Origin of the sequence: Archangium sp., from assembly GCF_045802675.1 — a bacterium.
Lineage (GTDB): Bacteria > Myxococcota > Myxococcia > Myxococcales > Myxococcaceae > Archangium.
In genome coordinates, this window is the sequence record NZ_JBJMQO010000052.1 from 17,560 (window position 1) to 44,018 (window position 26,459).

22 protein-coding genes and 1 pseudogene are annotated in these 26,459 nt (G+C 66.2%); 8 read left to right on the forward strand and 15 right to left on the reverse strand.

Annotated elements, in window-relative coordinates; translation table 11 throughout:
* Positions 1–37 precede the first annotated feature (37 nt).
* Entirely contained in the window at positions 38–262 is a 225-nt protein-coding gene (locus ACJ8AN_RS15530; protein WP_407756131.1) for a hypothetical protein, read from the reverse strand.
* 177 nt (positions 263–439) lie between these two features.
* Here ACJ8AN_RS15530 and ACJ8AN_RS15535 point away from each other — a divergent pair, with 177 nt between their 5' ends.
* Both ACJ8AN_RS15535 and ACJ8AN_RS15540 read left to right on the forward strand, forming a co-directional pair.
* Positions 440–1,183, forward strand: coding sequence for a hypothetical protein (locus ACJ8AN_RS15535; RefSeq protein ID WP_407756132.1), 744 nt, complete (start codon positions 440–442; stop codon positions 1,181–1,183).
* 105 nt (positions 1,184–1,288) lie between these two features.
* A complete protein-coding gene (locus tag ACJ8AN_RS15540) occupies positions 1,289–1,963 on the forward strand; it encodes a hypothetical protein (protein ID WP_407756133.1) in 675 nt (224 codons plus the stop codon).
* A 189-nt stretch (positions 1,964–2,152) separates the two neighbouring features.
* Here ACJ8AN_RS15540 and ACJ8AN_RS15545 read toward each other — a convergent pair whose 3' ends face one another.
* Positions 2,153–3,208 (reverse strand): alpha/beta hydrolase family protein, encoded by a 1,056-nt coding sequence (locus ACJ8AN_RS15545; RefSeq protein ID WP_407756134.1) that lies wholly within the window; start codon positions 3,206–3,208, stop codon positions 2,153–2,155.
* A gap of 116 nt (positions 3,209–3,324) precedes the next feature.
* Here ACJ8AN_RS15545 and ACJ8AN_RS15550 point away from each other — a divergent pair.
* A pseudogene (locus ACJ8AN_RS15550) lies at positions 3,325–3,453 on the forward strand (NAD(P)-dependent alcohol dehydrogenase); the annotation flags it as partial.
* Between the two features lie 1,019 nt (positions 3,454–4,472).
* Here the strand turns inward: ACJ8AN_RS15550 and ACJ8AN_RS15555 are convergent.
* The 8 genes from ACJ8AN_RS15555 to ACJ8AN_RS15590 form a co-directional block, all read right to left on the reverse strand.
* The gene (locus tag ACJ8AN_RS15555; protein ID WP_407756135.1) at positions 4,473–4,952 is read right to left on the reverse strand and encodes a DUF2019 domain-containing protein; all 480 of its coding nucleotides are present in this window, start codon (positions 4,950–4,952) and stop codon (positions 4,473–4,475) included.
* A complete protein-coding gene (locus ACJ8AN_RS15560; protein ID WP_407756136.1) occupies positions 4,946–6,196 on the reverse strand; it encodes a hypothetical protein in 1,251 nt (416 codons plus the stop codon). Before ACJ8AN_RS15560 ends, ACJ8AN_RS15555 begins: the two co-directional genes overlap by 7 nt.
* Positions 6,197–6,540: 344 nt before the next feature.
* Positions 6,541–7,497 carry a DUF2381 family protein gene (locus ACJ8AN_RS15565; protein WP_407756137.1) on the reverse strand — a complete coding sequence of 319 codons (957 nt, stop codon included), beginning with the start codon at positions 7,495–7,497 and terminating at the stop codon, positions 6,541–6,543.
* Positions 7,498–7,582: 85 nt separating this feature from the next.
* Positions 7,583–9,799, reverse strand: a complete 2,217-nt coding sequence (locus ACJ8AN_RS15570; protein WP_407756138.1) for a serine/threonine protein kinase — start codon at positions 9,797–9,799, stop codon at positions 7,583–7,585.
* 181 nt (positions 9,800–9,980) lie between these two features.
* Positions 9,981–10,388, reverse strand: a complete 408-nt coding sequence (locus ACJ8AN_RS15575; protein ID WP_407756139.1) for a helix-turn-helix domain-containing protein — start codon at positions 10,386–10,388, stop codon at positions 9,981–9,983.
* The gene (locus tag ACJ8AN_RS15580; RefSeq protein WP_407756140.1) at positions 10,385–10,864 is read right to left on the reverse strand and encodes a helix-turn-helix transcriptional regulator; all 480 of its coding nucleotides are present in this window, start codon (positions 10,862–10,864) and stop codon (positions 10,385–10,387) included. Before ACJ8AN_RS15580 ends, ACJ8AN_RS15575 begins: the two co-directional genes overlap by 4 nt.
* Positions 10,848–12,053 (reverse strand): serine/threonine-protein kinase, encoded by a 1,206-nt coding sequence (locus tag ACJ8AN_RS15585; RefSeq protein ID WP_407756141.1) that lies wholly within the window; start codon positions 12,051–12,053, stop codon positions 10,848–10,850. Before ACJ8AN_RS15585 ends, ACJ8AN_RS15580 begins: the two co-directional genes overlap by 17 nt.
* 35 nt (positions 12,054–12,088) lie before the next feature.
* On the reverse strand, positions 12,089–12,700 hold the full coding sequence (locus tag ACJ8AN_RS15590; protein ID WP_407756142.1) for a hypothetical protein: 612 nt from the start codon (positions 12,698–12,700) through the stop codon (positions 12,089–12,091).
* Between the two features lie 616 nt (positions 12,701–13,316).
* Here ACJ8AN_RS15590 and ACJ8AN_RS15595 point away from each other — a divergent pair.
* The 3 genes from ACJ8AN_RS15595 to ACJ8AN_RS15605 all read left to right on the forward strand — a co-directional run bounded on the left by ACJ8AN_RS15595 (position 13,317) and on the right by ACJ8AN_RS15605 (position 16,499).
* Complete coding sequence (locus ACJ8AN_RS15595) at positions 13,317–14,774, forward strand: hypothetical protein (RefSeq protein ID WP_407756143.1); 1,458 nt, start codon at positions 13,317–13,319, stop codon at positions 14,772–14,774.
* Positions 14,775–15,290 (forward strand): hypothetical protein, encoded by a 516-nt coding sequence (locus tag ACJ8AN_RS15600; RefSeq protein WP_407756144.1) that lies wholly within the window; start codon positions 14,775–14,777, stop codon positions 15,288–15,290. It abuts the gene before it with no gap.
* Positions 15,291–15,725: 435 nt separating this feature from the next.
* Entirely contained in the window at positions 15,726–16,499 is a 774-nt protein-coding gene (locus ACJ8AN_RS15605) for a hypothetical protein (RefSeq protein WP_407756145.1), read from the forward strand.
* On the opposite strand, the gene ACJ8AN_RS15610 is transcribed toward ACJ8AN_RS15605, so the two are convergent.
* Together ACJ8AN_RS15610 and ACJ8AN_RS15615 are read right to left on the reverse strand one after the other, a co-directional pair.
* The gene (locus ACJ8AN_RS15610; RefSeq protein WP_407756146.1) at positions 16,466–17,200 is read right to left on the reverse strand and encodes a fatty acid desaturase family protein; all 735 of its coding nucleotides are present in this window, start codon (positions 17,198–17,200) and stop codon (positions 16,466–16,468) included. The genes ACJ8AN_RS15605 and ACJ8AN_RS15610 overlap by 34 nt on opposite strands.
* Positions 17,201–17,345: 145 nt before the next feature.
* Positions 17,346–18,320: a sterol desaturase family protein gene (locus ACJ8AN_RS15615; RefSeq protein ID WP_407756147.1), complete on the reverse strand. Its 975-nt coding sequence runs from the start codon at positions 18,318–18,320 to the stop codon at positions 17,346–17,348.
* 349 nt (positions 18,321–18,669) lie between these two features.
* On the opposite strand from ACJ8AN_RS15615, the gene ACJ8AN_RS15620 reads away from it, so the two are divergent.
* Positions 18,670–19,224 (forward strand): YceI family protein, encoded by a 555-nt coding sequence (locus ACJ8AN_RS15620; RefSeq protein ID WP_407756148.1) that lies wholly within the window; start codon positions 18,670–18,672, stop codon positions 19,222–19,224.
* Positions 19,225–19,308: 84 nt separating this feature from the next.
* Complete coding sequence (locus ACJ8AN_RS15625) at positions 19,309–20,331, forward strand: pirin family protein (RefSeq protein ID WP_407756149.1); 1,023 nt, start codon at positions 19,309–19,311, stop codon at positions 20,329–20,331.
* 114 nt (positions 20,332–20,445) lie between these two features.
* On the opposite strand, the gene ACJ8AN_RS15630 is transcribed toward ACJ8AN_RS15625, so the two are convergent.
* The 3 genes from ACJ8AN_RS15630 to ileS all read right to left on the reverse strand — a co-directional run bounded on the left by ACJ8AN_RS15630 (position 20,446) and on the right by ileS (position 26,344).
* Entirely contained in the window at positions 20,446–21,492 is a 1,047-nt protein-coding gene (locus tag ACJ8AN_RS15630; RefSeq protein ID WP_407756150.1) for a hypothetical protein, read from the reverse strand.
* A gap of 182 nt (positions 21,493–21,674) precedes the next feature.
* On the reverse strand, positions 21,675–22,376 hold the full coding sequence (locus ACJ8AN_RS15635) for a hypothetical protein (protein ID WP_407756151.1): 702 nt from the start codon (positions 22,374–22,376) through the stop codon (positions 21,675–21,677).
* A gap of 224 nt (positions 22,377–22,600) precedes the next feature.
* Positions 22,601–26,344 carry an isoleucine--tRNA ligase gene (gene ileS, locus ACJ8AN_RS15640; RefSeq protein WP_407756152.1) on the reverse strand — a complete coding sequence of 1,248 codons (3,744 nt, stop codon included), beginning with the start codon at positions 26,342–26,344 and terminating at the stop codon, positions 22,601–22,603.
* Positions 26,345–26,459 lie beyond the last annotated feature (115 nt).

A 26,459-nucleotide genomic window follows, 5' to 3' on the forward strand; every position in this document is an offset into this window, starting at 1 on the left:
TCCTGGCTGTCTTGCTCCTCAACAGTCGCGAGTCAACCTACGGCGCTGTGCCCGCGGGACTTTGCTCCCGCGCCGCTTTCCGAAAAAGCCGGGCCGAGGTGAGCCACAGCGCGACGAAGAACCCCGTCAGGATCGTCCGTACCCAGGTGTAGCCCAATCCGGCGATCAGGGCGATGACAGCGACCAACGCCTGAGCGAGCGCCGTCCCGACCAACGCACGTGCCATTGCATGTGGCTGGAAGCGCGCGATGATGGCACCCACGAGTCCGACGGCAGTCCCCCCAGTGCGGAGTCTGGGGTTGGATGAGGGGACCGCCACCCAGCTCGAAGCGCTCGCCCGACTCTGGCCGGGTGAGGAAGAGCGCCACGGGAAGGGTGAGCAGGAAAAACGGTTTTATGAGAAGATGCGGTTCTCCCTCGTTTTACCAGGAGCCGCGACATGTCCCCCCCCTCCCGAGAAGACGCCCCGCCGCGCCGCACGACCCGCTGGATTGTCCTTGGCTGGGTGGCGGTGCTGACGGTGGTTGCCTGGCACCACATCCCCAGCGCCCACGCCAACCACACGCATACGGGCAGCACCCAGCTCCACATCGCCACCATCCACGGCAACAACGGCACCAGCACCGGCCCGGGAGATCAGGACGAGCAGTACTGCGTCCAGTCGCGCACCGCGAGCATCGACGGCACCCACATGGCGAGCTTCATCGAGGAGACGCTCACCAAGCTCACCAACATCTGGGACGGCACCGCCAGCTGGCGCGTGGACCTGTGGCGCACCTCGAAGTTCTGCTTCGACTACGACTCGGCCACGCGCGCCACCATCGAGTACGAGTACCACATCAAGGACGACTGGTACGAAGTCTCCCTCTGCGGCGGCTACTACAGCTGCGTCGTCTTCGACAACGCCGTCTATGACGGCTACCACACCCACTACAAGTGGGGGTACTCGTACCTCCAGACGGAGCACGTCAACGGCTACGACACCCGCGCCCGCAAGTTCATCAACCACGAGACCGGTCACATCCTCGGCCTGATGGACCCCAGCTACAACGGGGACTGCATGAACAGCGTCATGCACAACGACCTGTACTCGAGCATGGGCTGCACCGACCCCGTCTGGTACCCCACCGCCAGCGACAAGTCCTCCGTCACCCGGGTCGCCGACCGCACCAACACCTGGTGAGCCCGCCGCGCGTCCCCCGCTGTCTGGCTTGTGTCTGGCTTGTGTCTGGCTTGAAAAACCTTTCGCGTCCCGGATGGGATGCCCCCGCTGCAAGGGATTGAAACCATGAGAAAGTTCGCACGACGTGAGTTGCTCCACGTGGCCGCGATGCTGAGCGTGCTCGTATTGGGTGTGCGCTGCGCCGGAGAGCCGGACGACACCGGGTCCGAGGACTCCCACCTGCTGCTCGACAACGCGCTGCTGGTGGCCGAGCGCCGGGGCCTCCAGCTGTGTGTGGAGCTCGCGCCCTCGCTGGAGGGCCGGAGCCAGGAGCTGATGGAGAAGCTGAAGGCGGACGTGGCGGCGCTCGAGGCCCGCCACCCGCTCTGGGAGAAGGCCGGTTACGCCCAGGCCCCGGTGCGCCTCCAGCGCGGGTGCCCCGGCGCGGCCCTGCCCGCGGGAAGGCTGGAGAGCAAGGGCGGCCTGGCCGGCCCCGGCGTGAGCGCTCGCCCGAGCCCCTTCCGCACCTTCCTCTACGTCCTGGATGACGCCCAGGCGCAGGCGGTGCTCGGGGACGAGCCCGCCATCCGCGCCCGCGCCGAGCTGATGAAGGTGGAGGACCATGTGCTGGCGGAGGTGTCCACCGCGCTCGTCATCCGCGCCTCGGCGCTCGGGACGCCCGCCTTCCGGGAGACGTTGCTGCCCACGGGCGTGGGACTGCGGCCCCTGAGCGAGCCCGCCGAGGTCCCTCAAGCCGACTCCCTGCCCAAGTCCTCCGAGGGCAGCGGGGTGGGCCCGTAGCTCCAGAACGACGGGGGAGGCCGCCTCGTGGCGCCTCCCCCTGGGACTTCCGAGTCGTCGGGACGCCCGGAACGGTGGCCCTGGCGCGCTCGGCGGGCCTGCAGGTGCCGGCGCTGAAGAAGGACCAGTCCGCGTCGTAGCCGCGAGGGCCGGAGGCCGCCGGGTGTCCCCGGTGGCCTCCCTTCCTTGCTACCGAAGGTCGAGCGGGTGGCCCAATTTCTCGGAGAAGAACTCGAGCGCGTGGGCGTGCTCGAAGACGATCTCCCGGGGCTGCTCGGTGAGATGCCCGTGCTCGGGCACGATCATCAGGGAGACGTCCTTGTGCAGCCGCCGGGCGGCTCTCACGAACGTGTCCGCGTCGGAGAGGGACACCTTGGGGTCGCGGCCACCGAGCATAAGCGCGATGGGGCCTTCAATCCTGTCCACGTAGGCCGCTGCCGAGGTTGAGCGCATCAGGTCCGCGTCCACGCCGGGATCGCCATACTCCGCGGACCGTTGTGCTCTCAGGCCCTCCGGCGCGTGCTTGAAGAAGGAATAGAGGTCTGTCTTCGCGGAGAACGCGAAGCCGGCATCGTACACCCCGGCGAAGCGGGTCATCGCGACGAGTGTCTCGTTGCCGCCGAAGCTCCACCCCAGCACCCCTACCTTGGGCGCCTTGCCGTCGCGGGTGAAGCGCTTCCTCAGGAACCTTCCGCACGCCTCGATGTCCATCTGGGCCTCGAGCCGCTTGGGGCCGTCGTCGGCGTGACGCCACTCCTCGCTGCAGGATGTCCCCCGGTTGTTGGGCTCCGCGAAGATGTAGCCCGCCCTCAGGAAGAACTCGGCCCGCCAGTGGTACCGGGGCCGTGCGCATCCGCCGCTGTAGTGAACGATGACAGGACACGCTCGGTCCGCGCACGGGGGCGGTACGCGAAGGATGATGGGAATCCACACCTCGCCGTTCTGGCAGAACTCTTCCGTGCCCGAGGCACTCCACCGAAGCGTCCTCCCTTCATCCGCGAGGATTTCGGCGAGGCGCGCGGCAACCTTCGCGTCGGGCTCTCGCCGGGGGTACGTCTCGAGGAGTTCCTGCGCCGACCGTTCTCCCGAGACGAGCGCCGAGCCCAGGTACGCTGGGTCGTTTGCCGCGTCGGGATGTGCTCCCAGGACGTGAGTTGGAGCCGGGGGTTGGCCCCCTGAGTGGGAGCAACCGGACAGCCACACCGGCAGAAGGAGGCCAAACAGCCTCGACACAGGGAGCTTCATCGCAGTCGCCTCGCAGGAGAAGAGCAACTCCCCACCCGGCGCGCGGCGCGCTAGAAATCCGGGGCCACGAAAGTCTACGAGATTCGCGACGGATTCGGACTGGACAAGCTGGTGCCGGGGACCGGGTGATGAGCCTCTTCGCGCAGGCGTGGCTCGCCGGAGAGCCCTCGCGCGCCGCGCAGTCCTCCACGCTGGGCGGGCCTCTCGATGGCGCGCTCGGCGACACGATGCTGCTTCACGAGGACGCATGCCGCAGCAGGGCACCGGGGGCGTTTCCATCGGTACTCCCACCCGTGCTCCCCCACCTGCCCCTCCCCGGCCACACCTCGCCAGGGCGCACGCTACCGCCAGGCTCCCTCTGGGAGTGACAGGCGGCGGGTTCGATTCCCGCCGCTTCCACTTCCCACCGCCCGGCGTTGCGCTGGGCGGGGCGCCGCTTGAGCTTGGGCGCTGGCTCACGTTTGAGCTTGGGCGCTGGCTCGCGGCTGATGCCGTCAATGAGAGCTTCAAGGCTGGGCAGGTCGATCATGGCCACCTTCCCAAGCTTCGGGGCACGACGGAGGGCGCCACTCTTCAAAAGCTCGAAGATGCGCGAGCGCCCGCAGCCGAGCAGGGCCTGCGCGGCTTCGACGGAGACGGCCCGCGCCACTTGAGCGGGAGCCGTGTTGCTGAGCCGGTTCGTGATCTCGCGCATGGACTCGCGCAGGCCCCGCACTTCCTCGTAAAGCGCCCGCAGTAGGTCGGACTCGCCGCTTGAGTCAGGGGGGGCCGATGGCTGCGCCCTGGCCTCTGGAGCACCCTGCGCACCCGCAGAGGCGCATCCGCAACAATCAGAGGCGCCCGCCCGCCCGCCAGCCGTGGAGGGAGCCCCCTCCGTACACACGTCGATCTCCGCCATACCCGCCACCCATCCAAGCAACCAACCCCGACCAAACAACCCACCAGATACACCGACGGGGGCCAAAGTGACACAACCCTTTGGGATGTGTCCAGGCTGCTAGTAGCGGGCCGCCGCTGACTGGCCTGCGCATAGACAGGCAACCAAGTATCGCGGGGCGCGCCACCACCGGGGCCACCACCGGGGCCACCACCGTGCCACCACCGGGGCCACCACACGCCACCACCGGGGCCACCACCGGGACGGGGCTACCACCGCGCCGCTGTAGCGAGCATCCAGGCGGGCCGCCTGGGCTGCCCTGGAGGGCTCCACAGCGCCCGACACGCCCGAGCTTCGGCTGCGGACCTCAGCACGCCCCGCACAAGATCAACCGCCGGGTTTGTCCCGCTTGCTTCCCCTCTGTCTGTCAGTAGCGGCGCGCTCCGTGCGCGGGCGGCTGCGCCTGCTGGGCGACGCTGGGCGGGGAGCTTCCGGCTGCCCCGCCGCATCCTCGGCAGGGTCCAGGGCCCAAGTACCTTCCTCCCAGCGTTTCAAGGTTTCGGAAGCTCCAAAGGCGACAAGCCCCTTTCCCGTTGCTGCCTCTTCTAATATTGCTCTTGCCTCCGTCGTGCGATGGCGCAACAAAAGAGCCGCCGCAGCCGTCCGCACGTCCATGCTTGGATGGGTGAAAAGCGTTGCGAGCGCATCCCGCCCAACATCCCCGTGGGAGCAAAGCTTTTGGAATGCTGCAAGGGCTTTCTTAGCGTGCTTGTTTCCGGTCCTTGAGTCACCTCCGAATATTTCCTTGGTTTGAGCCTGTACGTGAGAGGCAAAATCCGCAACGAGTGTTTCAATACTTTTTACCATACCCCATTCCTAACGTTGGTGATCGCTAGCAGACCAAACGCGCGCTGCGCCTCGTAAGACTGAGTGCTAAGCCACTGCCGCACCGTCATGGTGTTGGATCCGGTAATTCTCCAGTAAATCGACGAGTAAAGACGGCTGACATCTGTGTGTAGAGTCTTGTCTAGCGCAGTGATGTTCTCGGTATTCTGTAGGGCCTCGCCTCCAAATCGCTTCACGTTGCCGGGGGTTTGCTCAATGATATGATGCCATTCCTTCCCCGCACCCGCTGAGCCCATGGCCGACTTGAAGCCACTAAACGACTTCCACGCCTTGTGTCCGTTAGGGAGGAGTTTACCCCTGCCCGGAGCGGGACCCCCAGCAGCAACGCCCTTCGCAGCCATGGCCACTGCGGGGGGCGCCAACACCACGCGGATCGTCCCCTCGGGCACAGAGATAACAAATCGCTCGGCTCCGGTGGCCGCATCCTGCAAGCGCAAGCCAGTATTAGCCATGAACCTCTCGGAAGCCTGCGCAAAGCCCGGTAGGTTCGGTGTCTTGGAAGCGAGCGCCGCCGTTTCCCCTATCGCCGCCGTTCCCACGATTACGAGAATCCGCACACTGTTGGGGCCGATGACACGCCCGAATCGCACGCCAAACTCTCGCAACTCGGCAAAGGTGGAGGCTCCCGGCGCGTCCTCGTAAAGCTCCCCATAGGCTTTTATCAGATTGAAGAACTCCCACCCCAGATATGCCCACATGGCCGCGCTGAAAACCAGGGCCGCACCCTTTGTCACGGGGTCGGGCACGGGCGCCAACAACAGCGCCATATAAACCGTTATGGTGATGCTAAGCATCGTCATAAGGCGCGTGGGGTTGAGCATCGCCCGCACTTCCGCGTTGACACCTTCCAAGGCAGGGCCCACCGCAAGGGCAACCGCAAGGCGGCGCTTATCATCATCCTGGAAGCGGGGCCCGTCTTCAAACAGTGTCAGGCAATCCCCTGGAATGCCGCACCGCTCGCAAAACTGCCCATAGGACCTGGCCAAGTCTGATTGCCACGCTTCGCCACTCAAGGGCGCGGAAGCCAACGCCAGCCTACGCCCGACATACAGAGGGGGGCGGGATGAAGCCACCCGCAGCGGCGCGTTCAGCCAGAACGTTGTCAGGGTTGCGGTAAGGTCGGCATCACTCACCTGCACGGGCGCGAAGTCTGCTGGCAGTTTGGTAAAGACTGCCTCTCCTTGGCTCCCGTCGTCGGCTTCCATCTCCGGCGGTTCCGCCTCGAGCGAGTCGTGCGGCACGAATGGGCGGTAACGGTTCGCCGTCAACCCTCCCCCCGTGGGGGCCCCCGTGGCGCACGCTGTAACCAGCATGAGCGCCGCAAGGGCCAGCGCCCCTACGCGCATGGGCCGCCGCGCTTCCCTGGGTCGAGTTCCCACAGAATGGCTAGACATTGCCGCACCTCACCGGGCTAGCCTCCCGAGATGGAAGGCCGAACCCGCTGATTACAGGGAGCGGCATACAGGCAGGTCAAGCCGTCGGGTCTGGTGAGGCGCTGGGAGCCCATCAGGTAGGTTGGGTTTTCCTCGGGCCGGATGGGGCGGCGGCGCTACTCGCGCGCCGGGCCTTGCTTTGCATCCGGGAACGTGACGTTCCCGAGGGTGACAGTGCGGGCCCCCTGCGCTTCCCACAGCTTGAGGTTGCAGGGGCAGGCGAGTTGCCCCGGCTCCCTTTCAGTGCCCACCACGACAAAGCCAAGAGTACCGGGGGCAATGGCCGACGCTTGCCACGCGGAAAGCTCCACTTCTGCCCCCGCCGCGTCCTTCAACATGGCCCCCGCCGCCGTCCAGGGCTCGGCGCCAGGGTTTAGGAGTTGAAGCCTTACCGCCATGCCTCCCGTTACTGTTGCGCCGTTTGGGTGGCCGTAGCTAAAGGCCCTCTCTGTCTGTAGTGCGTTTGCTGGGTGCTGCTTCAACCCTTGGGCAATGTCGCGTGACGCAATCTCCTTTTCACGCTCCAGCCATGCGGCGCCCATGAGCCCGCCGGGCTCCTTGCGCTCGGCCAGGAGCCGCGCCTTGTCCTCCTGACATTGGCGCGCTTCTGCCTGTGCTTCGTCTTTCTCTTTCTTGAGCACGTCCGCCGGGCGCGGCTCGCGGAACACCTCCACGCGCCGCGTCCCCCTTACCGCATGGCCCACCAGCCAGAAGGTTGCGCTTGCCGGGGCCGCGCCATCCGCGAAGCGCACCGTTACCTTGACCCTCTCCCCTGGCAGAAAATCCCCCTTGGGAATGACGTGAAGGGTCAGACCCTCTTTGCCTTGGGCCCAATCCGCAAGGCGGCCCGCAGGCTGAAACTCCACCGCTCCCGCCGCAAGGGGAGAGCCAAAAACAAACGTCGTCGTCTCGTCCGGACTCACGCACACCTCGGACGCCTGACCCGTGGAGTCCGCCGACACGTCAATACGGGAGGTGGCCGCGCAGCGGGGGACGGGGGCCGGTTCGGCGGCCTGTGTGGCGCCAGCGACGAGGGCAAGCGCCAGGAGGGCGCCATGGGACGGGGGCAGCACGGGAATTCAACCTCCAGAATTGCAAGCGGGCCCGCGTCAGACAACCGGCGGGCCCGTGTTGACCGCAACGGCGCGGCGGCACTGACTAGAAACACCCGCCCCGGTAGCACTCGCCCTTCGGGAAAACAAGAAAGCGAGACAGAGCTTTCACATTGCCGGGCCTGCTCTCGGGCGCGGGACAAAAGCCCAACCCCGGGGGGCAATCCGGGCCAACCGGCATGGCCGCCTCTATGTCTTGGCCAATGACCAGACAAACGGGGTAGGTGTCTCCGCCTGGAATCTGCGCTTGGGTGAAGGTGCCATAAAAACGGCTGTCCCCAGGCTGCCACGTTCCGTTAAGCAAGGCACCCCGAGGCAGCTTGCCAATGCCGTCCCCGCCCAGCACCACGGAAACGGGCCCCTCCCGCACGGGGGCCCTCTCCGCTGGCTCGCCCTTATACCCTTGCAGCCGGACGATTTCCCCGGAGTCAATGCCTAGCCTCTTGTGTACCTCCTGCCAACCAGCGGGGCATTCGACGGGCGCGGGCGTGGGGCGCACCTGTTCCGTGCTGCTCGTGCATGCGCCGTCAAGCAGCGCACAAGCCGCGCCCACAGCGGCGGAATTCTTCAAGTTGGGGATCCTGCCCGCACGTTGCGGCTGCGGCTTGGGCGCGTCGTCTGGCTTTTTCGTCGTGTCTGGCTTGCGAAACATGGCGGTAGGGGGAGGCGCGGGGGGTTGGGCCCTCACGGGCGCCGCGCCCCTGTTAGCTTCGGCTGGGTTGCCCGGCTGCGCCACTTCGCGGACGGGTGCGGCCCCTTCCATCTCCTCCCCCCTGGCAGACGCGCTAGGTGGGGGCGCCGCCTTCGCTGCCACCGGAGCGGGCGGAGCTTCCCGGGCGGGGGCTGGCCAGCGCCACGCGCCCACGGAGCCCACCACGATCGCCACCAGGGCGAGCAACGGCACCAGGACCAGGGGGGGCCGCCTGAGCGAGTCCAGCAGCAGGCGCCCCGACGGAAAGGGCCCCATGCCCAGCAGCCAACGGCGCACGCCCGAGGCTCCCCTGCGCGCGTGCGCTTCGGCGGCGGCCCGAGCTTCGGCCCGCCCCTGCACCAGGGGCACGGCACCGCCAGCCCCCGGCCCGGCGGGAACCTCCGGGGGCTGTGCGGCGGCTGCGTCTTGCTGCACCTCGCCCGGGGCTACGTCCACGGCGGGCGCGTTAGACGAGGCCCGCGCCTGTACTTCCTGGACACACGCGGGCGGCAGCAGTTCGTCCGGTGCGGGTATGGCTGGCGGCGCGAGTGCTTCGCCTTCCGCCCAACGCCCCCGCCGGGGCTTTTCGCCTATCCATTGCAGCACCGCCTTATCTAGCTCGTTCCTCGGCTGTTCTGCGTTCGGCCCCGCGACTGTTGGCGCGTTGTGAGGTGAATCCGGATCAATCAACGGCAAATCCCAGCTTTCCTCCCCCTCATGGGCAGACAGCAACGATTTCACTGCACTGATTATCTCGTCATGCGTTTGGAAGCGTGCCTGCGGGTTCTTCTCCAACATGCGGAGACACAGGCGGCTGGCCGTCTCGGGTAGTCTCGGGTTGGCAATTTGCGGATTCGGCGGAGACTCCACGCGGATGCGAGCTTGAAGCCCCGGCTCGTTCCGGGTGCCAAACGGCATCACGTCCGTTAGCAGCCAGTAAAGAGACACCCCGAGCGCCCAAAGCTCGTCGGCAAGGCTGTATGTGTAGCAGTCCTCTTCCGTCATGCCCGCCAGGAATCGCATGGCCTCGGGGCTTCGATACTCGGGCGTTCCCGGGGGCAGCATTCCCGGCCTTGTCACAGTAGGGACGCCAGCGACGGAGCTAAAGCCAAAATCTATCAATACCGGCTCGCCGTCATCCTCGCGAATGATGATGTTTTTTTCCTTGATGTCCCGATGTAACACCCCGAGCCGGTGGACTTCCCGAAGCGCCTTGGCAATCTTCAAGAAGATAGTGAGTGCCCGCCGGGTGGATGGGTTGTGGCGTAAGGCGTATGTGTCGAGCGGCAGCCCCGAGACAAATTCCATGACGATGCAGGGATAACCCGTCTCGGCATCCGGCCACCTGTCACAGCCGACAAAGCGCACCACGTTGGGAAGCGGAAGGTTGACAAGGGCCGTCACCTCGCGCCGCGTCCAACCGTCCAGTTCCAGCGTGTTCAGGACTTTGACGGCATAGAACCGCCCGCCGCGCTTGGCCTTGTAGACGTAGCCGCCGCCACCCTGGCCAAGTTCTTTGATGATTTCATATGCGCCAACCTTGGCGCCCTTTTGGGGAAGGTGAATGACCAAGCCGGATGCCTCCGAAGGTTCGCCACTCTAGCAGAACCCCGCGCGTCCGGTTGGTGCAGTGGGGCGGATGCCCGCCCGGGTTGGAAGCTGGGGCCGGGGCAATGGGTAGACCCCTCCAAGGCGTGGCCATGCCGAGCACGGCCACACTACCCACGCCCCGGCCCCAACACCAAAGCGGCGCCTAGTCCACGGGCTCGGACTCCCTCAAGAACTCCACCCGGACAGAGGGCGAGTCGAGCGCCTTTGCCATGCGGGCCAGCAGGTGGACCTTTTCGTCAGGCCACGCCCGCAGGGTGCGCATCAGCTTGCGAAGCTCGGGACTTGGCGGAACCTCGGGCGCGGGCTCGCTCAGGGTGCGCGCTACCTCCTTGGGGCTGATGCCTAGCAGCACATCCGCCGAAATGCCGAGCGCCGTGGCTATTTTTCGCAACGTGGGAACGGCGGGCAACATCTGGCCGCGCTCTATGCGTCCGTAGACGACGGGCGAAATGCCAGCCGCACGCGCTACCTCGGCTTGATTCATTTCGAGCCGTTCCCGGGCCTCCCGGGCTGCCTGTCCTACGGTCTTCATCAGTTCTTCGGGGATCATGCGTTCTGTCCCTGCGGGCTTGCGTCGTCTGTGTCTGCCGGTGCGCCGTTTGACTTGGCAAAGGTGCTGGCAACATGCCCAACGGCGCTGAGTTGGGTAGGCGTTAGCCGTCGCAATGAGCGGAGCACTTGCCGAACCCGGGGGGGTTCTTCCTGTGTCTCGAATACGTCCAGTGACACCAGCGGCAAGCCTGATTTAAGCCCAAGCAGCGCGTTGGCATCCGCATGGAGGGCTGAACACAACTTTAGCAGGGTGGGCACGCTCGGAAGCATGGCCCCGCGTTCCAGTCGGCCATAAACCTCCGTGGCAATGCCGACACGCTCGGCTACGTCGGCCTGTGTCAGCTTTGCCTGCATGCGGGCAGCCCGCGCCGTCTCGCCCAGGTGCCGTGCAATTTTTATCTTTGTCTTGCGAGCTTCGGGGGTTTTGTGGGTGTCAACCCTTGCGACTCGCTTGGGTTTAGTATGTCTGCCCATTGTCTAGCAACTCCTCTGGAGTGGGCAACACGCCTCTTTCGATGGTCTGCGCCGCCAGTAGTTTGCGTTCGGTTGCCTCGTTCAGGATTGCTTTCCGCTCCTCTTCCAACTCCAGCCGCCCGAAGCCGGACGCGCCCGAGGCGCGAAGATAGAAACGCAAGTCGTCGCGCATTTCGGCGGCGGTGCTGTAACGGTTTGCCGGGTTGGGCTGTAGAGCCTTGCGCAAGATTGCCCGAAGTCCCTCGGGGACTAGCTCGGTTTCGCTCTCTATCTCCTCGGGCCCGAAACTGAGGACGCGATTAGCCAAAAACTCAAGGCTAATCCACGTCGGGCGCTCGGTGCGTAGACCCGGGGGAAAGCGGGTTGCTGGACGACTGGGCACGAGCCCCAACGGGTCAAGCGGGTATTTCGCTGTCAGCATTTCCAGCAGTATCAGCCCGAGGGAGAAAATATCTGCCCGTCCGTCAAGCTCCCTCGGGGTCAACGGGTCCGCGTTGCTTTCATTGGCTGCGAACATGGAGCGCAACAGTTCCGGGGCGATGTAGGCCGGATCTCCTCTCAGCAGGTCGCGGGGCGTGGCCATGCGTCCGGCCAGTTCAGAATACGCCGCGCCGAAGTTGCACAGCTTGACCCGGCCATCCGCCCCCAAGCGGATGCGCAGCGGCCCCACGGCCCGGTGTACGAGCCGCAGCGGCGTTCCCTCCTCAGTCTCGCAGTTGTGCGCGTATTCGAGGGCATCGGCCACCTCGGCGGCAACGTAGACGGCGAAGGCAGGGGAAAGCCTTGTCTCCACGAGCGCCGCCGCATGCATGACGGAGAGCAGAAAACAGCCCTTCATATGCTCCATGACGACATAGGGAATCCCCTTGTGGACAATGAAGTCATGGACACGGGAGATTTTGGGATGATTCAGGAGCGCCGCGAGGCGGACCTCTTCCCGTGCGCTGGCGCGTGCGTCGCGGCCGGGAAGCATGTTCACCCGTTTAAGCTCCACCTGACGGCGCGGCCCACCTTGAAGGGGCCGACGATACGCAAGCAAAAGCGTGTCATAGTCGGGATGGAGCACGAGCGGATTCGTTACCTCGTAGTGGTATGCGCCCGCATCGAATGTGAAACGGTAGTCTTCCAGCTTGACGGCATAGCGGCGGGGACTGTCGCGCCGTGGCGTGTCTCTTGGCGTTGAGGGCATGGGGAGTCGTGTCCTTCTGGAGTCTTTGGAGAGGGTTAGGGGCTGCGCTCACCAGCGGGGCGGAAGACGACGCGAACCCATCCGCCGTTTCCATCGGGCGAGTAGAAGCCGCCCACCTCGAAGTCACCCGCGAGCAGGGCGCCGTTTCTCACCTCCACCGGGCCGACGCACTGTGCGGGGGTGCCTGTGAGGGCAGCGGAAAGGAAGCCATCGGGCCCCATCACCCGCAGGTGTTGGTAGCGCAGCAGGCGCACGGAGAGGGCGGAGCGCATGACAGGAGCGCCGCCCGCGAGGACTTCCCGCAGCAGCGCATCGGCAACGAGCCGCGGGCCGAAGGTGCGCGCGGTGGACGGGTACAGGCCGAAGGAGACCCGCAGCCGCGTGGCGTCCTGTGGCGTCAACTCCGGGCCCGTGGGCAGTGTGTCCGCCGGAAGTCCGGCCTCCAGCAATAGCGCGCCGAAGTCGTCCAACTGCGCGAGTGCTTCCCGCATGGCCCGGAACACCTCGGGGCGCGGGTTGCTGGCGCACGCGACGGGGCACAGCAGCAGCGCGGCCAGCAAGGCGAACGGGAACGGAGAGGGCTGGGCGCGGGCGCGAGCGCGGGGAACACGAGCCCCTACCCGGCACGCATGGGGAGCGTTCGGCATGGAAACCTCGGGTTTAGGACAGCGGGAGAGCGGATGGATTGCCAGTACAGCATGGTGGCGTACTGCTAGGTAACATGCGGGACCGGCAGGGGGAAGAGACACCCGACTGGGGGGCACGGGACCTGGCTTGAACGGGAGTGGGTGAACTACGCCCACGCGGGCACTAGGGGGGTTGCTCAAGTTGGCCGGAATATGCAGCCCGGTGGGCTCGCCTTGTCCGGTCTCTGTTCCACTTGGGTAACTCGGTTGCTCCCCACTATGCTCGGGTGGTACTAATCGGTGGTACTTGAGCACTGCCAATCACTCTGGGGGGATGATGAGCCGTCACGCAGCCGTGATGAGGGCCATAATCGCGTGTTCGCTACTACCATCGACTCTCTTCATATTCGCCGGATGTGAGACCACTCATGTCCGAGCGCCGAATACGCGTCAGCCCATCGCCCAATCACAATTGCTTAAAGACTCATCGCAGTTGAGGGGATTGGTTCGCTACCTTGCCCCGTCTAAGGACACGCGTACGGCAGAAGTTATTGCTCGCGACCTGTGGCAACAAGGGTGGCTACGATTCGTCGAGCTGGAGGGCGAGTGGACGAAGTACCGACCGGACCCACAGTACGTGCGCTTCCTGGCTGGTGCTCAGCATAAAGCCGCCGCAGTGTGTATTGAAGATCCTGAGCCGTTCTCCGGGATGAGCTTCTTTGAAACCACCTTCTCTGCCTATGTGTCCGCTTGGGGGGTTGCCACGAACTACGAGATGCAAGCCGATGCAAATACCGCCGCATTGCATCAATGCGCCCTTGCGAAGGACAAATACGGCCACCAAAACTGTGTTTGCAGGCTGATTGCCGACAGCTCGGGTCCAATCGAGGATCCACCGGAGAACTGGTCTAAAGCCATTCCATCATTGCGGCGCGAGATGGATGCATGGAGCGAAGAGCGGCTTCGTAAGTCCGCAATGTCGGTGACACTTGATGTGGTCTCCTCAATCGCCCCGCCGCTCGAAACAGTAAGCGACGATATGCAAGGCTCAACTCCCAATGTAAGGCTCCGCGCACCAGAGCCTGTCAGGCTCGGCTACCCAGACCAGCAGCGAGACTATGCAAGCGCCTGCCATGACAGAATTTCATATGCCTTGCTACCTGTCGCAGGTGTTGACCTTTCGGCAGTCGAATCACGCCTTGCCTCATTAGAACCAGAACTCGGCAGAATGTATGGGTGCTATTCGATTACTGTTGACACCACCGAGGACCCTACCGTCGATTGGGGAAAACCGATGGAGCGACAGTGCAGATACTTGGATCGAATCAGTCAAGTTGATCGCATGAGTGTTGATGGGGAGTTCTTGCCCTCCAATTGGAAGAACGAAGTGGACGTAGAAAGTATCTCAGATATTTGGGTAGAAGGGGTTGTGCAGGTCGACGAGCGTGGGTTTCCGTTATCAAAACGGCCACTTGCGCGCCCGATTGCGATACGCACGAAAGCAGGCCTCCTACTCGCTGTAGAGATCGTAGCGCCGAGGCCGAATGGCGGCTGCAATGTATCAAGCCCTTTCTATGGAAAAGTATTCGACTTCGCGGGTTGTTCCGATCCATACGAATGTCGGTATCTTTCAAATGAAAAGCTCACGCAAGCACTTGAACTTCGATTGTCGCAACCCCCGTTTGGCGCTGAGCGCCAAAAAAATGTAAACCTGCCGCCAGGAGAGTTCCGGATGGAGCGGAAGGAAGAGCGAAGCCTTGTGCTTGGAGGCGCTTACTACGAGCTTGCTACCTACAGAGTGCTCACGTGGAGTGCCGACTCGGAAAATCCCCCGGACTCACTGTATAGGCGATCCACATATCGCGGGCTACAAGCTCAGGACCCCCGCTTCCTCTTTCTACATCTGGAGCACATCTATACGGTTTCGAAGCACAGGTTGGGCACTTACCGGGAGCCAGAGGCGGTAGATATCAAAGCATATGAAACGACTCTGCGTGGCGTAGTCCCCGAGGTGCTCACTCAGGTGTGTGCATCACTGGCAGGACGGATGATTGACAGCGTTTGCGTTTTCCCTGGCGCAGGCAGGAGCAATTGAATGAAACTCGCCGAAGCACAGAAGTGGCTAGGTCTCTATTTTCTCATGACGACAGGCATCACGGGAGCTGTCATCCTGTTGTTTGGTGGGGGGACTATAGTGCCTATGGAAGAAAAGGATGTTAGCAATAGCTTTCAAATAATAATCCCAGTGTTGCTTGGACAGCTTACTGTGATCTTCCAATGGCTGGCGAGGCAGGAAGCCGTAGCCTCAAATGACGCAGAATGCCCCGTCCCTGCCTGGGCGATTCGGACCCCACCGGTGTTGGGCGCCACTATCATGTGTGCCGCCGTAGTGCTGCTTTTCGTTTCGAATCGGCCCGGTATGACTTGGATCCGATTCGGTCCGAACAGGTTTCAAACAACGCTTACGTTTGTAACTGGCCTACTTAATGCCAGTACAATCTTGCTGGTAACGCGGCTTTTCCCATCAACTGCTGCTGCCCACGCGCAAGGAGAAAATGCCTCTCCGCTAGAACCGGAGGTGGAGAACCCGCCTAAAGAGAAGGCCGCCTAATACGACCCGGTCACTTTTCCGAGCACCGCCGTAGACTCCGAGGGGGAATCCTCTTCGGAGAGTGCTCGAAGCGACCGAGTAGTATTAGTAGACTATGGCATCGGCGCCAGAAGCCAGAACGAGGCGCGGAGTGCTCGCCGCTCCCTCTCGGTGAGGGGTCCAAGGGGACCAAAAAAGGACCAAACCGAACGGACGCGCCTGGACTCGCCCGGACAGATGGGCGCCCCACTTTCAGAGGGAAAACGGGGGGGGTGCCTCTGGTCCCGAGTGGAGGCGGATCCACCCTTGGCGGCTTCGATTCCCGCCGCCTCGAGTCGAACTCTCTCCTGACGAGGAGGCGCGGAGCGCCTTGGGGACCCAGCCGGTTCTTGTCGGACCCGATTTGGACCCACCCCTGCCTCGTCCGCTCGGACCTGAGTGTGATGGGATGACGCCATGGCCTCCACCCGCGGCGTCGATACCTCCCACCTCACGGTCGTGAAGCTCAGCAGGTATGGCCTGCCCTGGACGCTGGGCCTGGGCGTGGGCACTGGGGTGGCGGCCCTGGTGGCGGTGCTGGGCTACGGGCGCGTGTTCATCTCCTGCACGCGCGCCAACAGCGAGGCGACGCCCCGGTGCGCCCTCGTCACCCGGCACCTGGTGGGCGAGGAGCGCGAAAGCCTCTCACCGTACGCCTCCTCGGTGCAGATGTCCGAGGTGGAGCTCTCCGACGAGGATCTGCGGCCCACGCTCGGGGTGACCGCGGAGCGGGGTACGCGCTGGCTGCGGCTGGGAAGGCGCGACGAGGAGGTGGTGTCCGCCTTCGCGCGCTTCCTCGAGTCGCCCGGGGAGGCGCGCCTCGAGCTGTTCCTGTCGGACGACGGCGGGGGGCTCTTCATGCTGCCGTTCTTCGGGCTGCTCGCGCTGGGGTTTGTCCTCCTCCTGCAGACGACGGGGCGCATCACCCTGGACATGAGAACGGGCGAGGCCAGGCTCACCTCCAGCGGCTTTCGTGGCCCCTCCCTCGAGGTGGGTTTCAACCTGGACGAGGTCTACGCCTTCGAGACAGAGGCCGTGGAGGACACGGAGTTCCGGGCGTTGGTGATGGTGAAGGGAGGGGAGCGCTCCTGGCTGCTCACCGGTGGCGACTCGGACACCCACGAGGCGTGCGATGCGCTCCAGCGGGCGCTGACGGCCTACCGCGCGCGGCGCAAGGCCTCCTCGTCGTAGGCCTCGGGCGCAACCACCTGCTTCAAATCATCCACCCGGGGCCGCTGCCCGGTGACGGCGGTGATGAGGCGCTCCAGGCCGGGGAAGAAGCCCAGGGCCTCCAGCGGGCGATTGAGCCAGCCGGTGGTGATGCAGTAGTGGCGCTCGTACGGCGCGCGGTGGTGCACGTCATGGTGCGCGCGGTTGAGGATGAGGCCCCGGGCCTGCAGCCAGCCAATCACCGGAGAGACGTGCTCCTGGTGCGCCCACTTGTGGAACTGGTTGGTCCCGAAGACGCCCAGGCACAGCATCAGCACGAAGGTGAGCACGGCCGACGCCAGCGGCGCCTCGGGCCCGGTGGGCAGCAGCAGCGCGAGCGCCAACACCGGCACCGAGGCCAGGCAGTTGTGCCCGTTGGTGGCCACGAAGCCGTGGCGGGTGATGTCGAGCGGGTCCTCGTGGTGGACGCGGAACGGGGTGACGAAGGTGGGCCCCAGGACGGGCGTCACCCGCGAGAACCACGTGTCGAACAGCCAGTGCACCACGCCGGACACGAGGTCGGCGGCCACGAAGCCCACCAGCGCGCTCACCGCGAGCACCAGGGCTGTCCTCGGGGCCGCCGCCTGCACCACGCGCAGCAGCAACAGCGCGCACAGGATGAAGAAGAGGAGGACGCCGAGCGTCTCGTGGAAGTGGGCGCGGCGGGCGGCAGGGGCGGACATGGGACCTCGGGGCGCGGGCTTGGCCTGGGAGAGGCCAGCTGCAACCCGTCCGCTACTGTATACGCAGTGGCCGGTGAGCTGCCCCTGGGGACCGGGTGCGCCCATTCCGAGCGCCTGGACGCCAGGCCGGGTTCGACGCCGCTCCCTACGGCGCGCGGTAGAGGGGCTCGATGAGCTCCTGCCAGAGGGTGCGCGTGCCCACCGGGTGCACGCCCACCTCGAGGGGGCCCTCCGAGGGCCGCCGGAAGGTGCGGAAGACGCGGTCCCAGAGAATGGTGTGGCACCCGTAATTGGAGCGGCTCGCGTCCAGGTCGGCGGAGTGGTGCACCTGGTGGTACCGGGGATAATTCACCACGAGCCCGAGCACCCCTTCCGTCACGTCGATGTTGCTGTGCGCGAGCAGGCTGAGGGTGGCGCCGAAGTAGACGGCCGTGACGACCTCCTCGGAGCCCGCGCCCAGCAGCAGCAGGGGCACGTACCGCGCGACGTAGAACAGCACGTTGTCGAGGGGATGGGTCCTCAACGCCTTGAGCGCCGTGAGCTCGGTGGAGAAGTGGTGGGTGCTGTGAAACCGCCAGAGCACGCCGGTGTGGTGCGCCGCGCGGTGGAACCAGTACGAGCCCAGCTCCATCAGCAGGAACACGAGCAGCACCCGGACGGCGAATGGCCAGGAGGTGGGCCACGGGGAGTGCGAGTGGCCGAAGCCGAAGCCCCAGGACTTCAGCGTCGACTCGACCTGATGGGACGTGAGGAAGATGAGGATGGCCGTCACCTGCGTGATGACAAGCAGGTACAGCACGTCCCTTCCCAGCCGCTCGAATCCCGTCCAGCCGCGATCGCCCGGAGCCATCAGCCGGTAGTTCCAGTCGGGATGGGCGGGATACAGCTGCTCGGCGCACCAGAGGAGGACGATCGAGACGAGCAACACCGCCGTGGTGAAATCGAGCGCAATGGACGAGGCCTTGAGGAAGCGCGCCCCCTGTTCGTGAAAGGCCCACGAGGCGGCCGAGAGCGCGAGCAGGCCCGGGACGAAGAGGTGCCGGAACACCGCGTGTCCCCAGCGGCGCTCGGCGGGTGCGGCACGGGAGGCCACGGCGGCGGGGACGGCGGGGGAGTCCATGCGCCGCCATGCTACCCGAAGCGTGCGAGCGGGCCGTGGATGCCACGGGCCCGGCAGACGCCTGCTCACTGGCCCGACGGGCCGGCGTCTGGTGCTAGCCTCCGTCCTCCGCTGTCCGCTCTGAAGAGGGGGAGTCATGTCGCGTAGCCGCTCGCGCTGGGGTGCCGTCCTGCTGCTCACCTCCGCCTGTGCCACCGCGCCCAGGCTCGCGTACGGGCCCGCGAGTCGTTCCATGGATGGAACAGTCCTTCTCGTCTGGCCCATCTAATCCCAGGCGGCGTTCCTCGTTACCTTGTCTCTCGTTCGGTCACACGAAACCCAAACGACAAAAACACGAGGAACGACACACATGGCCACCACCACCACCTGGAACATCGACACCACCCACTCCGGCATCCACTTCTCCGTGCGTCACATGGTCGTCGCGAAGGTCCGCGGCTCGTTCAAGACGTTCAGCGGCGCCGTGCTGCTGGACGAGCAGTCGCCCGCCAACTCGTCGGTCTCGGTCCGCATCGAGACGGCGAGCATCCACACGGCGGTGGATCAGCGAGACAACCACCTGAAGAGCCCCGACTTCTTCGACGTGGCGAAGTACCCCCTGATGTCCTTCGACAGCACGAAGGTGGAGAAGGGCTCGGGCGACAACCTCCGGGTGACGGGCAACCTCACCATCCGGGATGTCACCCGCGAGGTGGTGCTCGAGGTGGAGCAGCTCGGGGTGAACAAGGACCCGTGGGGCCAGCTGCGCGCGGCCTTCGAGGCGAAGACCTCCATCGACCGGCGTGACTTCGGCCTGACCTGGAACCAGGCGCTCGAGGCCGGCGGCGTGCTGGTGGGCGAGAAGGTGGAGATCGCCCTGGAGCTCCAGGCCGTCAAGGCGCAGGCCGCCGCCCAGGTCGCCTGAGCCCCTCCTGCCTCCCGGTGTTCAGCCGGGGGAAACCGCCGCCGCGTGCGGGATGGATTCAACCGCGTTACATCTGGAGTCACCATGAAGAGCCCCATCCTCGAGACCCGTCCGCTTGGCTTCCCCTGGGTCACCGCCGATCCCTTCCTGTTCTGCGTGCACCACGATGACAAGTACCCCGCTGGCAACGAGCAGCTCGGGCCGGCGGCCTCGCTGGCGGGCCGTGACATCGGCCAGGACTTCGAGGGCAAGGACGGCTGGCGCATGTACCACGGCGAGGTCGTCCCCGGCTTCCCGGGGCACCCGCACCGCGGCTTCGAGACGGTGACGGTGGTGCGCCAGGGCCTCATCGACCACTCGGACTCGCTCGGGGCGGCGGCGCGCTTCGGCCACGGCGACGCGCAGTGGCTGACGGCGGGGGCGGGCATCGTGCACTCGGAGATGTTCCCGCTGCTGGAGCCGAACAAGCCCAACCCGGCCGAGCTGTTCCAGATCTGGCTCAACCTGCCCGCCGAGGACAAGCTGGCGCCGCCGCACTTCGCGATGCTCTGGAGTCAGGACATCCCGCGTGTGGGGTTCACGGATGAAGCGGGCCGGCGCACCGAGGTGACGGTGGTCGCGGGACAGTTGGAGGGACGCCGGGCGCCACCTCCGCCGCCGCACTCGTGGGCCGCGCGCCCGGACACGGACGTGGCCATCTGGAGCATCCGGCTGGAGGCGGGTGCGGTGTGGACGCTGCCGCCGGCCGCGAACCCGAAGGCCAACCGCATGCTCTACTTCTTCGAGGGCGGCGCGCTGAAGCTGGCGGACCAGTTCATCCGCGAGCACCAGGCGATGGTGGTGCGGAGCGACGCGGCGGTGCGCCTGGAGGCGGTGGACGGTGCGTGCGAGCTGTTGATGCTGCAGGGGCGTCCCATCGGCCAGCCGGTGGTGCAGTACGGCCCGTTCGTGATGAACACCCGCACGGAGATTCAGCAGGCGCTCAATGACTACCAGCGCACGCGGTTTGGCGGCTGGCCGTGGAAGGACAGTGACCCGGTCCATCCGCGGGACGAGGGGCGCTTCGCACGCCACGCGGACGGCCGCATCGAGCGGCCTTCCCGCTGAGTGGCGAGGCCGGATGCGAGGGGCATCTTCCCATCCTGGAAGGTGCCCCTCTCCCCATGTCCAGTCAGCTCGCTGTGACCCACACGCGGTGGGAAGCGCTTTCAGCCAGCGGGCTCAGCGGCGCGGCCACACCGCCAGCACCAGCTCCGCGTCCACCGTTCCGTCCTGCGGCTCCACCGTCTCCTCGCGGTTGCCGCCATTGAGCTGGCTCTGCCTCTTCCAGAGCGCCTTGCCGGTCAGCCGCAGCACCAGCCGCTGCGCGGTGGCGCCCTTGGTGTGCAGCTCGACGACGTCGTTCTCGGAGCAGGGGTCCGACGCCCGCTGCGCGAAGCCCTTGAGCTGCTCCTGGGTGTCGCCCCGAGGCTCCCACTTGAACGTCTCCTTCGCGGTCCAGCTCGTCTTGCCCACCCGCGAGTTCTCATAGGCGAACTGGCGTCCCGCCTTGCACTTGCCGTCGGTCTCCACGAACTCGGTCCCCGCGGGGAGCATGTGTTTGGCCTTCTGCTCTTCCAGCCGGGTGCGGTTCTGGTCGCGCACTTCCGCGCGGATGGCGATGGGCAGGCCCGAAACGCTGACCTGCCTGCCCTGCACGAGCTCCTCCTCCTTGCCGCCCGTGATGACGAAGAGACGCAGCTTGCTCGCGCCCGCCGTGAGCTCGCGCAACTCCACCGCGCCGACCTTGTCGTTGGCGAGCGAGGCATTGGCTGCGTCGAGCGCCTTGCCCACCTCCAGGGTGGAGGCACTCACCTCGTTGGCGGTGCGCTCGAGGAAGCCGCTGCGCACCGCGTTGAGCAGCGTCTTGTTGTCGGCGAGGTTCGCGGTGAGCACCTTGAGGCGCTCGCGCGCGGCCTCCAACCGCTTCTCCGCCTCGGCGAGGCGCTTGAGTGCCGCGGCGTTGTCCTTCGGGCTGGTGTTGAGGCGCTCGCGCTCCGCCTTCAGCGCCTGCGAGGCGTCGATGAACTTGCGGCTCAGCTCTCGCGACTTGTCACGGATGGCGTCGGCCCGTTTCTCGGCCATCGCCTCGGTGCGTGCCTCGGCGGCGAGGTTGGCCATTTCGGCCGAGGCCTGCTCGCAGGCGACGATGGCCTCGCCATAACCCACCTGGGCGAAGGCGGGCAGGGCGCTGAGAAGCACCAAAAGGATGACGACGTGAGTGCGCATGGTTCCCCCTGTGAAAGGAGGGGGACCTTAGCCCTTCTGGCGGCGAGGCACACAGGGCCCCCCAGGAGCACCCCATTCAAGGTCCTGGCGGACATGGGCACGGACGACCCGGTGCCGTGGAGGGGGGCGGCGGGACTCGAGGACTTCCGCCGCCCTTGCCGTCAGGCGCGCTCCTTCCTGACCTACCAGAACGTCACGTTCCTGAGGCAACTCCAGTCGAAGGCCCAGAGGGTCATTGAAAGGTCCCGCAGAACCGTCTCGGAGACCTCCTTCCCGTTCCGGCTCACGGGCCCCCAGATGCGCAGTGGGTTGTGCGCCGTCTCGATGACGGAGATCTGGGCCTCAATGCCCGCGCGCGCCAGTGCTGCCTGGGCTTCGTGTCGCGCGTACTCCAGGTAGTCGGATGAGCGGCTGAGAAGTGCTTCCCCATCCTCGAAGCCAAACTTGCCAGTCAGGTTGTCGAGGGAGAAGGCCACTCGCCGGAGCGGCTCCCGGTGAGCGCCATCCTCGGTCCTAATGAGAGGGCCTCTGCCCAGCCGGATGAGCGACGGGAGGAAGGAGCGCAACAAGTCCTCTACGGAACCAGCGCCGTCCCACCCGAGTGCGCCACGTACAGGGCCTGCCCAGGGACATTCCCGCGCGTGCACTTCGATGTTCGCTGCCCGGAGCACCGCCTCACACTCCTGAGGTTCCAGGAACCGGAAGAAGCCGATGAGGGTGGCCGCGTCCTCAATGGCGCCATCCGTCCCGAGAAGCACCCGCCGCAGGGCCAACTCGTGCGTCAGCCACGATTTCCACTCCGGCCCCATCGCTGGCTGGTCGAGGATGATGGCCAGGTAGGACGGCACGGCACCATTGCCCGCGGCGAGAGTATCGGGATTCACTGCGCCGCCTTGCGTTCTCTCCGCTGTCCACCGGTGAGCGGCGGGACAGCGGGCGGAGACGTCCGCGCCGGGTCCGACTCTAGTTGCCTCAGTTGTCCTGCTGAGCCCGAGTCTGCGTGAGTCGCATGGGGGAGGGACATCTTCCAGTCCTGGAATGTGCCCCTCGCCCCTTGTTCCACTAGCGCGCGGCCACTTCAGTGGCTTGGTGTTCCACGCTGTTCCCGTCAGGCGCGCTCCACGCGGATGCGCGCGGGCAGGCCGTTGAGGGCGAGCTCCTCCTCCTGGCCGGTGAGGCCCTCGGGGCCCACGTGCAGCTCGGAGGCGAGCGTCTCCCGCGAGATGGACTCGCGCGCCTCCTGCGTCACCTTGCGCACCCGCGCATCCCCGTCCACCCACAGGCGGATGCGGTCCGTGTACCCGAGCGCCATGTCCTTGCGCGCCGCCTGCACCCGGGCGAGCAGCTCGCGCACCAGGCCCTCGTCCACGAGCGCTTCCGTCAGCTCGGTGTGCAGCACCACCACGCCCACCCCCGCGCCCGCGGCGGCGTAGCCGGGGTTGGCCTCCACCAGCACCTCCAGCTCCTCGGCGGGGAACACCATGGCCTCGCCCTCGACGGTGAGCGCCACCTTGCCGTCGCGCGAGAGCTCTCGCTGTAGCTTCCGGCTGTCCGCCGCGTCGAACGCCTTGCGCACCGGCGCCAGCTTGGGCCCGAGCCGGCTCCCCATCGCGCGCAGGTTCGGCCGCACCTTGTAGCGCACCACGTCCGCCTCGCTGCCCTCCTCCAGGAAGCGCACCTCGTGCACGTTCAGCTCGTCCGCGATGAGCGCCTGGTACACGGCCACGCGCTCACGCAGCTCCGGCCTCGCGAGGATGACGTCCGCGCGCGACAGCGGCTGGCGCACCTTGAGCTTGTTGTCCGTGCGCACCTTCAGGCCCAGCGACACCAGCTCGCGCACCGCGCCCATCTCCGTGGACAGCGCCTCGTCCACCAGGCTCAGGTCCGGCTCGGGGAAGCGGCCCAGGTGCACGCTCGCCGGCTGGCTCGTCGGCCACGGCCGCACCACCAGGTTGCTCCACATCTCCTCGGCGAAGAAGGGGATGAACGGCGCCGACAGCGCGGCGATGGTGGTGAGCGCCTCGTACAGGGTGAAGTACGCGTCCAGCTTGTCCTGCTCGAGCCCGGGCCCCCAGAAGCGCTCGCGGCTGCGGCGCAGGTACCAGTTGGAGAGCGCGTCCACGAGCGCCACCTGCCTCTGCGCGGCCTCGTAGACCTGGTAGGCCTCCAGGGCCTTGGTGACGTCGCGCACCACGAGCTGCACCTCGGACAGCAGCCACCGGTCGAGGTCCGTACGCTGCTTCGGCTCGCGCCAGCCCGAGCTGCGGCGGAGGGCGAGCCAGGGCACCTCGGTGGCGTCCGTGTTGCCTCGGGCCGGAGAGAAGCCGTCGATGTTCGCGTAGATGGTGAAGAACGAGTAGACGTTGCGCAGCTTGACCTGGAAGTCCTTCTGCAGGAGCCGCACGTTGCTCAGCGAGTGGCGCGTGTTGGACCAGGTGGGGCTGGCCGCGAAGAAGAACCAGCGGAACGCGTCCGCGCCCGGCGAGCGGGTGGACGGATCCTGCATCACCACGCGCTCGGTGGGCGCCAGGCGGGGCACCTCCACCGGCATCACGTCCGCGCCGCGCGCCGACACCGCCACGCCGAGCGTCTCCAGCTCCTTCTTGGACAGCAGCACCACGCGCCGCTTGAGCTTCTTGTGGGCCTTCACCGTGAGGGTGACGGACTTCTCCGGCGCATTCGGGCGGAAGACGCGCACCTGGGCGCCCTCCTGGATATCGAGGCCCTCGAGGTCCTCGCGGGCGATGAGCGCCTCGCCAGCCACGCCGGGGACACCCGCCGCCTTGTCATCGAGCACGGCGAAGTCCATCCGCACTTCGTCGAGGATGATTTCCGGCGGGGTGTAGTTGCCCTTGGACTTGGACTCCTTCTTGCCCTCCTTGTCGGACACGTGGCCGAGCACGATGCAGCTCTTGTACGGCATGGGCCAGCCGCGCTGGGGAGAGAGCCCCTCGCGCTTCTGCGTGTCCTCGTCGAAGACGAGGGTGCTAATCATTAGCAGGGAATAGAACCAGCCGCGCGTCTGGTCGATGGCCTCGGAGATGAAGTCGGCGGGGAAGGCCTGGGCGAACTTCTCGCGAGAGCCGGCGGCGTGCGGGTAGCCCCACTGCGCGAAGGGCATGCACCCCGAGTCGAACCACACATCCACCACCTCGGGCACGCGCACGAAGCGGCCGGGGGTGCCGGGCTTCTCGTAGGTGACCTTGTCGATCCACGGCTTGTGGACGATGAGGTGCTCGGCGCTGGTGGCGCCCTTGGGGCGGGTGGCGAGGAAGGCCTTCAGCTCGGCCTCGACGGCGGCGAGGTTGCTGCCGTGCTTCTCGCGCAGGGCCTGGAGCGAGGGCATGGCTTCCACTTCGCCCGTCTCCGAGTGCACCCAGAGGGGCAGGGGGGTGCCCCAGTAGCGCTCGCGCGAGAGGGCCCAGTCCACGTTGTTGGCGAGGAAGTCGCCGAAGCGGCCCTCCTTGATGTGCTCGGGGACCCAGTTCACCGCGCGGTTGTTGGCGATGGCCCTGTCCTTCACCGAGGTGGTGCGGATGTACCAGGCGGGGCGGGCGAACTGGATGAGCGGGTCGTCATCGGCGCGCCAGCAGAAGGGGTACTCGTGGCGGTACTGCTCGATGAGCGCGACCAGCCCGCGCTCCTTGAGCTCGCGTTGGATGTCCTTGTCCGCGTCCTTGACGAAGCGGCCGGTGAGGCTGGGGAAGTCCTCGGAGAAGGTGCCGTCCGGGCGGATGGCGCAGAACATCTCCAGGGCCTCGGGGCGGGCGAAGCGGGTGCGCTCGCGGCGGAAGGCCTCGTAGTCGTCCTCGCCGAAGGCCGGGGCGATGTGGACGATGCCGGTGCCGCTGGAGAGGGTGACGAAGTCCGCGCCGATGACGCGCCAGGCGGGCGAGTCCGTGCCGCCATGGGCGAGCGGCAGCTCCGTGTTGCCCGCGCGCTGGAAGTACACGTCATACGGAGGCGAGTAGCGCTTGCCCACGAGCTCGCTGCCCTGGTGCGTGGCGAGCACGGGCAGGTCCTTCTTGAGCTTCTTGCCCATCTCCTCGCGCAGGGCGGCGGCGATGATGAGCTTGCGCTCGCCGGCGTCCACGGTGACGTAGTCCACCGAGGGATTGACGGCGGCGTACATGTTGGACGGGAGCGTCCAGGGCGTGGTGGTCCAGATGAGGAGCGCGGTGCCGGGCTCGTCGCGCAGGGGGAAGGCGACGTAGGCGCTCGGGTCATCCACGGTGCGGTAGCCCATGCCGACCTCGCCCGAGCTGAGCGCGGTGCCGCCCTGGGGCCACCACCAGACGATTTTATGGCCGCGGTAGAGCAGGCCCTTGCGGTACAGCTCGGCGAGCGCCCACCAGACGCTCTCCACGTAGCTGCGGTGGTAGGTGACGTAGGCTTCGGGCAGGTCCACCCAGAAGCCGATGCGCTCGGTGAGCCGCTCCCACTCGCTGGTGTAGCGGAAGACGGACTCGATGCAGCGCTCGGTGAAGGGCTCGACGCCGTAGCGCTCGATTTCCGCCTTGCCGTGGATGCGCAGCTCCTTCTCCACTTCCACTTCGACGGGCAGGCCGTGCGTGTCCCAGCCCGCCTTGCGGGGGACGCGGTAGCCGCGCATGGTCTTGTAGCGGGGGAAGAGGTCCTTGATGACGCGGGTGAGGACGTGCCCGTTGTGGGGCAGGCCGTTGGCGGTGGGCGGGCCCTCGTAGAAGACGAAGGTGGGCGCGTCCTCCCGGCCCTGGAGCGTCTGCTCGAAGATGCGGCGCTCCTTCCAGAAGGCGAGGGTGCGGCGCTCGTCAGCCGGGAAGTCGATCTCGTTGGGGACCGTGGCGAACAGGGGCGTGGGGGACTGGGACATGGCGTCGGAGTGATAGCACCCCTGGCACGGCTCGGGACGGCCAGAAGAGCCGCCGCCCGCCCCCTTGCCGGAAGTCAATCTCGCCTCCGGATGAAACCCGGAAACCGGGCCTCAT

Excerpts from the sequence above, each read along its gene's own strand:
- ACJ8AN_RS15625 (WP_407756149.1), top strand. The coding sequence starts at position 19,309 with ATGAAGAGCCCCATCCTCGAGACCCGTCCGCTTGGCTTCCCCTGGGTC.
- ACJ8AN_RS15560 (WP_407756136.1), bottom strand. The coding sequence starts at position 6,196 with ATGGAAGCCGACGACGGGAGCCAAGGAGAGGCAGTCTTTACCAAACTG.
- ACJ8AN_RS15545 (WP_407756134.1), bottom strand. The coding sequence starts at position 3,208 with ATGAAGCTCCCTGTGTCGAGGCTGTTTGGCCTCCTTCTGCCGGTGTGG.
- ACJ8AN_RS15580 (WP_407756140.1), bottom strand. The coding sequence starts at position 10,864 with ATGGGCAGACATACTAAACCCAAGCGAGTCGCAAGGGTTGACACCCAC.
- ACJ8AN_RS15605 (WP_407756145.1), top strand. The coding sequence starts at position 15,726 with ATGGCCTCCACCCGCGGCGTCGATACCTCCCACCTCACGGTCGTGAAG.
- ACJ8AN_RS15575 (WP_407756139.1), bottom strand. The coding sequence starts at position 10,388 with ATGATCCCCGAAGAACTGATGAAGACCGTAGGACAGGCAGCCCGGGAG.
- ileS (WP_407756152.1), bottom strand. The coding sequence starts at position 26,344 with ATGTCCCAGTCCCCCACGCCCCTGTTCGCCACGGTCCCCAACGAGATC.
- ACJ8AN_RS15585 (WP_407756141.1), bottom strand. The coding sequence starts at position 12,053 with ATGCCCTCAACGCCAAGAGACACGCCACGGCGCGACAGTCCCCGCCGC.
- ACJ8AN_RS15610 (WP_407756146.1), bottom strand. The coding sequence starts at position 17,200 with ATGTCCGCCCCTGCCGCCCGCCGCGCCCACTTCCACGAGACGCTCGGC.
- ACJ8AN_RS15620 (WP_407756148.1), top strand. The coding sequence starts at position 18,670 with ATGGCCACCACCACCACCTGGAACATCGACACCACCCACTCCGGCATC.
- ACJ8AN_RS15590 (WP_407756142.1), bottom strand. The coding sequence starts at position 12,700 with ATGCCGAACGCTCCCCATGCGTGCCGGGTAGGGGCTCGTGTTCCCCGC.
- ACJ8AN_RS15535 (WP_407756132.1), top strand. The coding sequence starts at position 440 with ATGTCCCCCCCCTCCCGAGAAGACGCCCCGCCGCGCCGCACGACCCGC.
- ACJ8AN_RS15540 (WP_407756133.1), top strand. The coding sequence starts at position 1,289 with ATGAGAAAGTTCGCACGACGTGAGTTGCTCCACGTGGCCGCGATGCTG.
- ACJ8AN_RS15600 (WP_407756144.1), top strand. The coding sequence starts at position 14,775 with ATGAAACTCGCCGAAGCACAGAAGTGGCTAGGTCTCTATTTTCTCATG.
- ACJ8AN_RS15615 (WP_407756147.1), bottom strand. The coding sequence starts at position 18,320 with ATGGACTCCCCCGCCGTCCCCGCCGCCGTGGCCTCCCGTGCCGCACCC.
- ACJ8AN_RS15555 (WP_407756135.1), bottom strand. The coding sequence starts at position 4,952 with ATGGTAAAAAGTATTGAAACACTCGTTGCGGATTTTGCCTCTCACGTA.
- ACJ8AN_RS15630 (WP_407756150.1), bottom strand. The coding sequence starts at position 21,492 with ATGCGCACTCACGTCGTCATCCTTTTGGTGCTTCTCAGCGCCCTGCCC.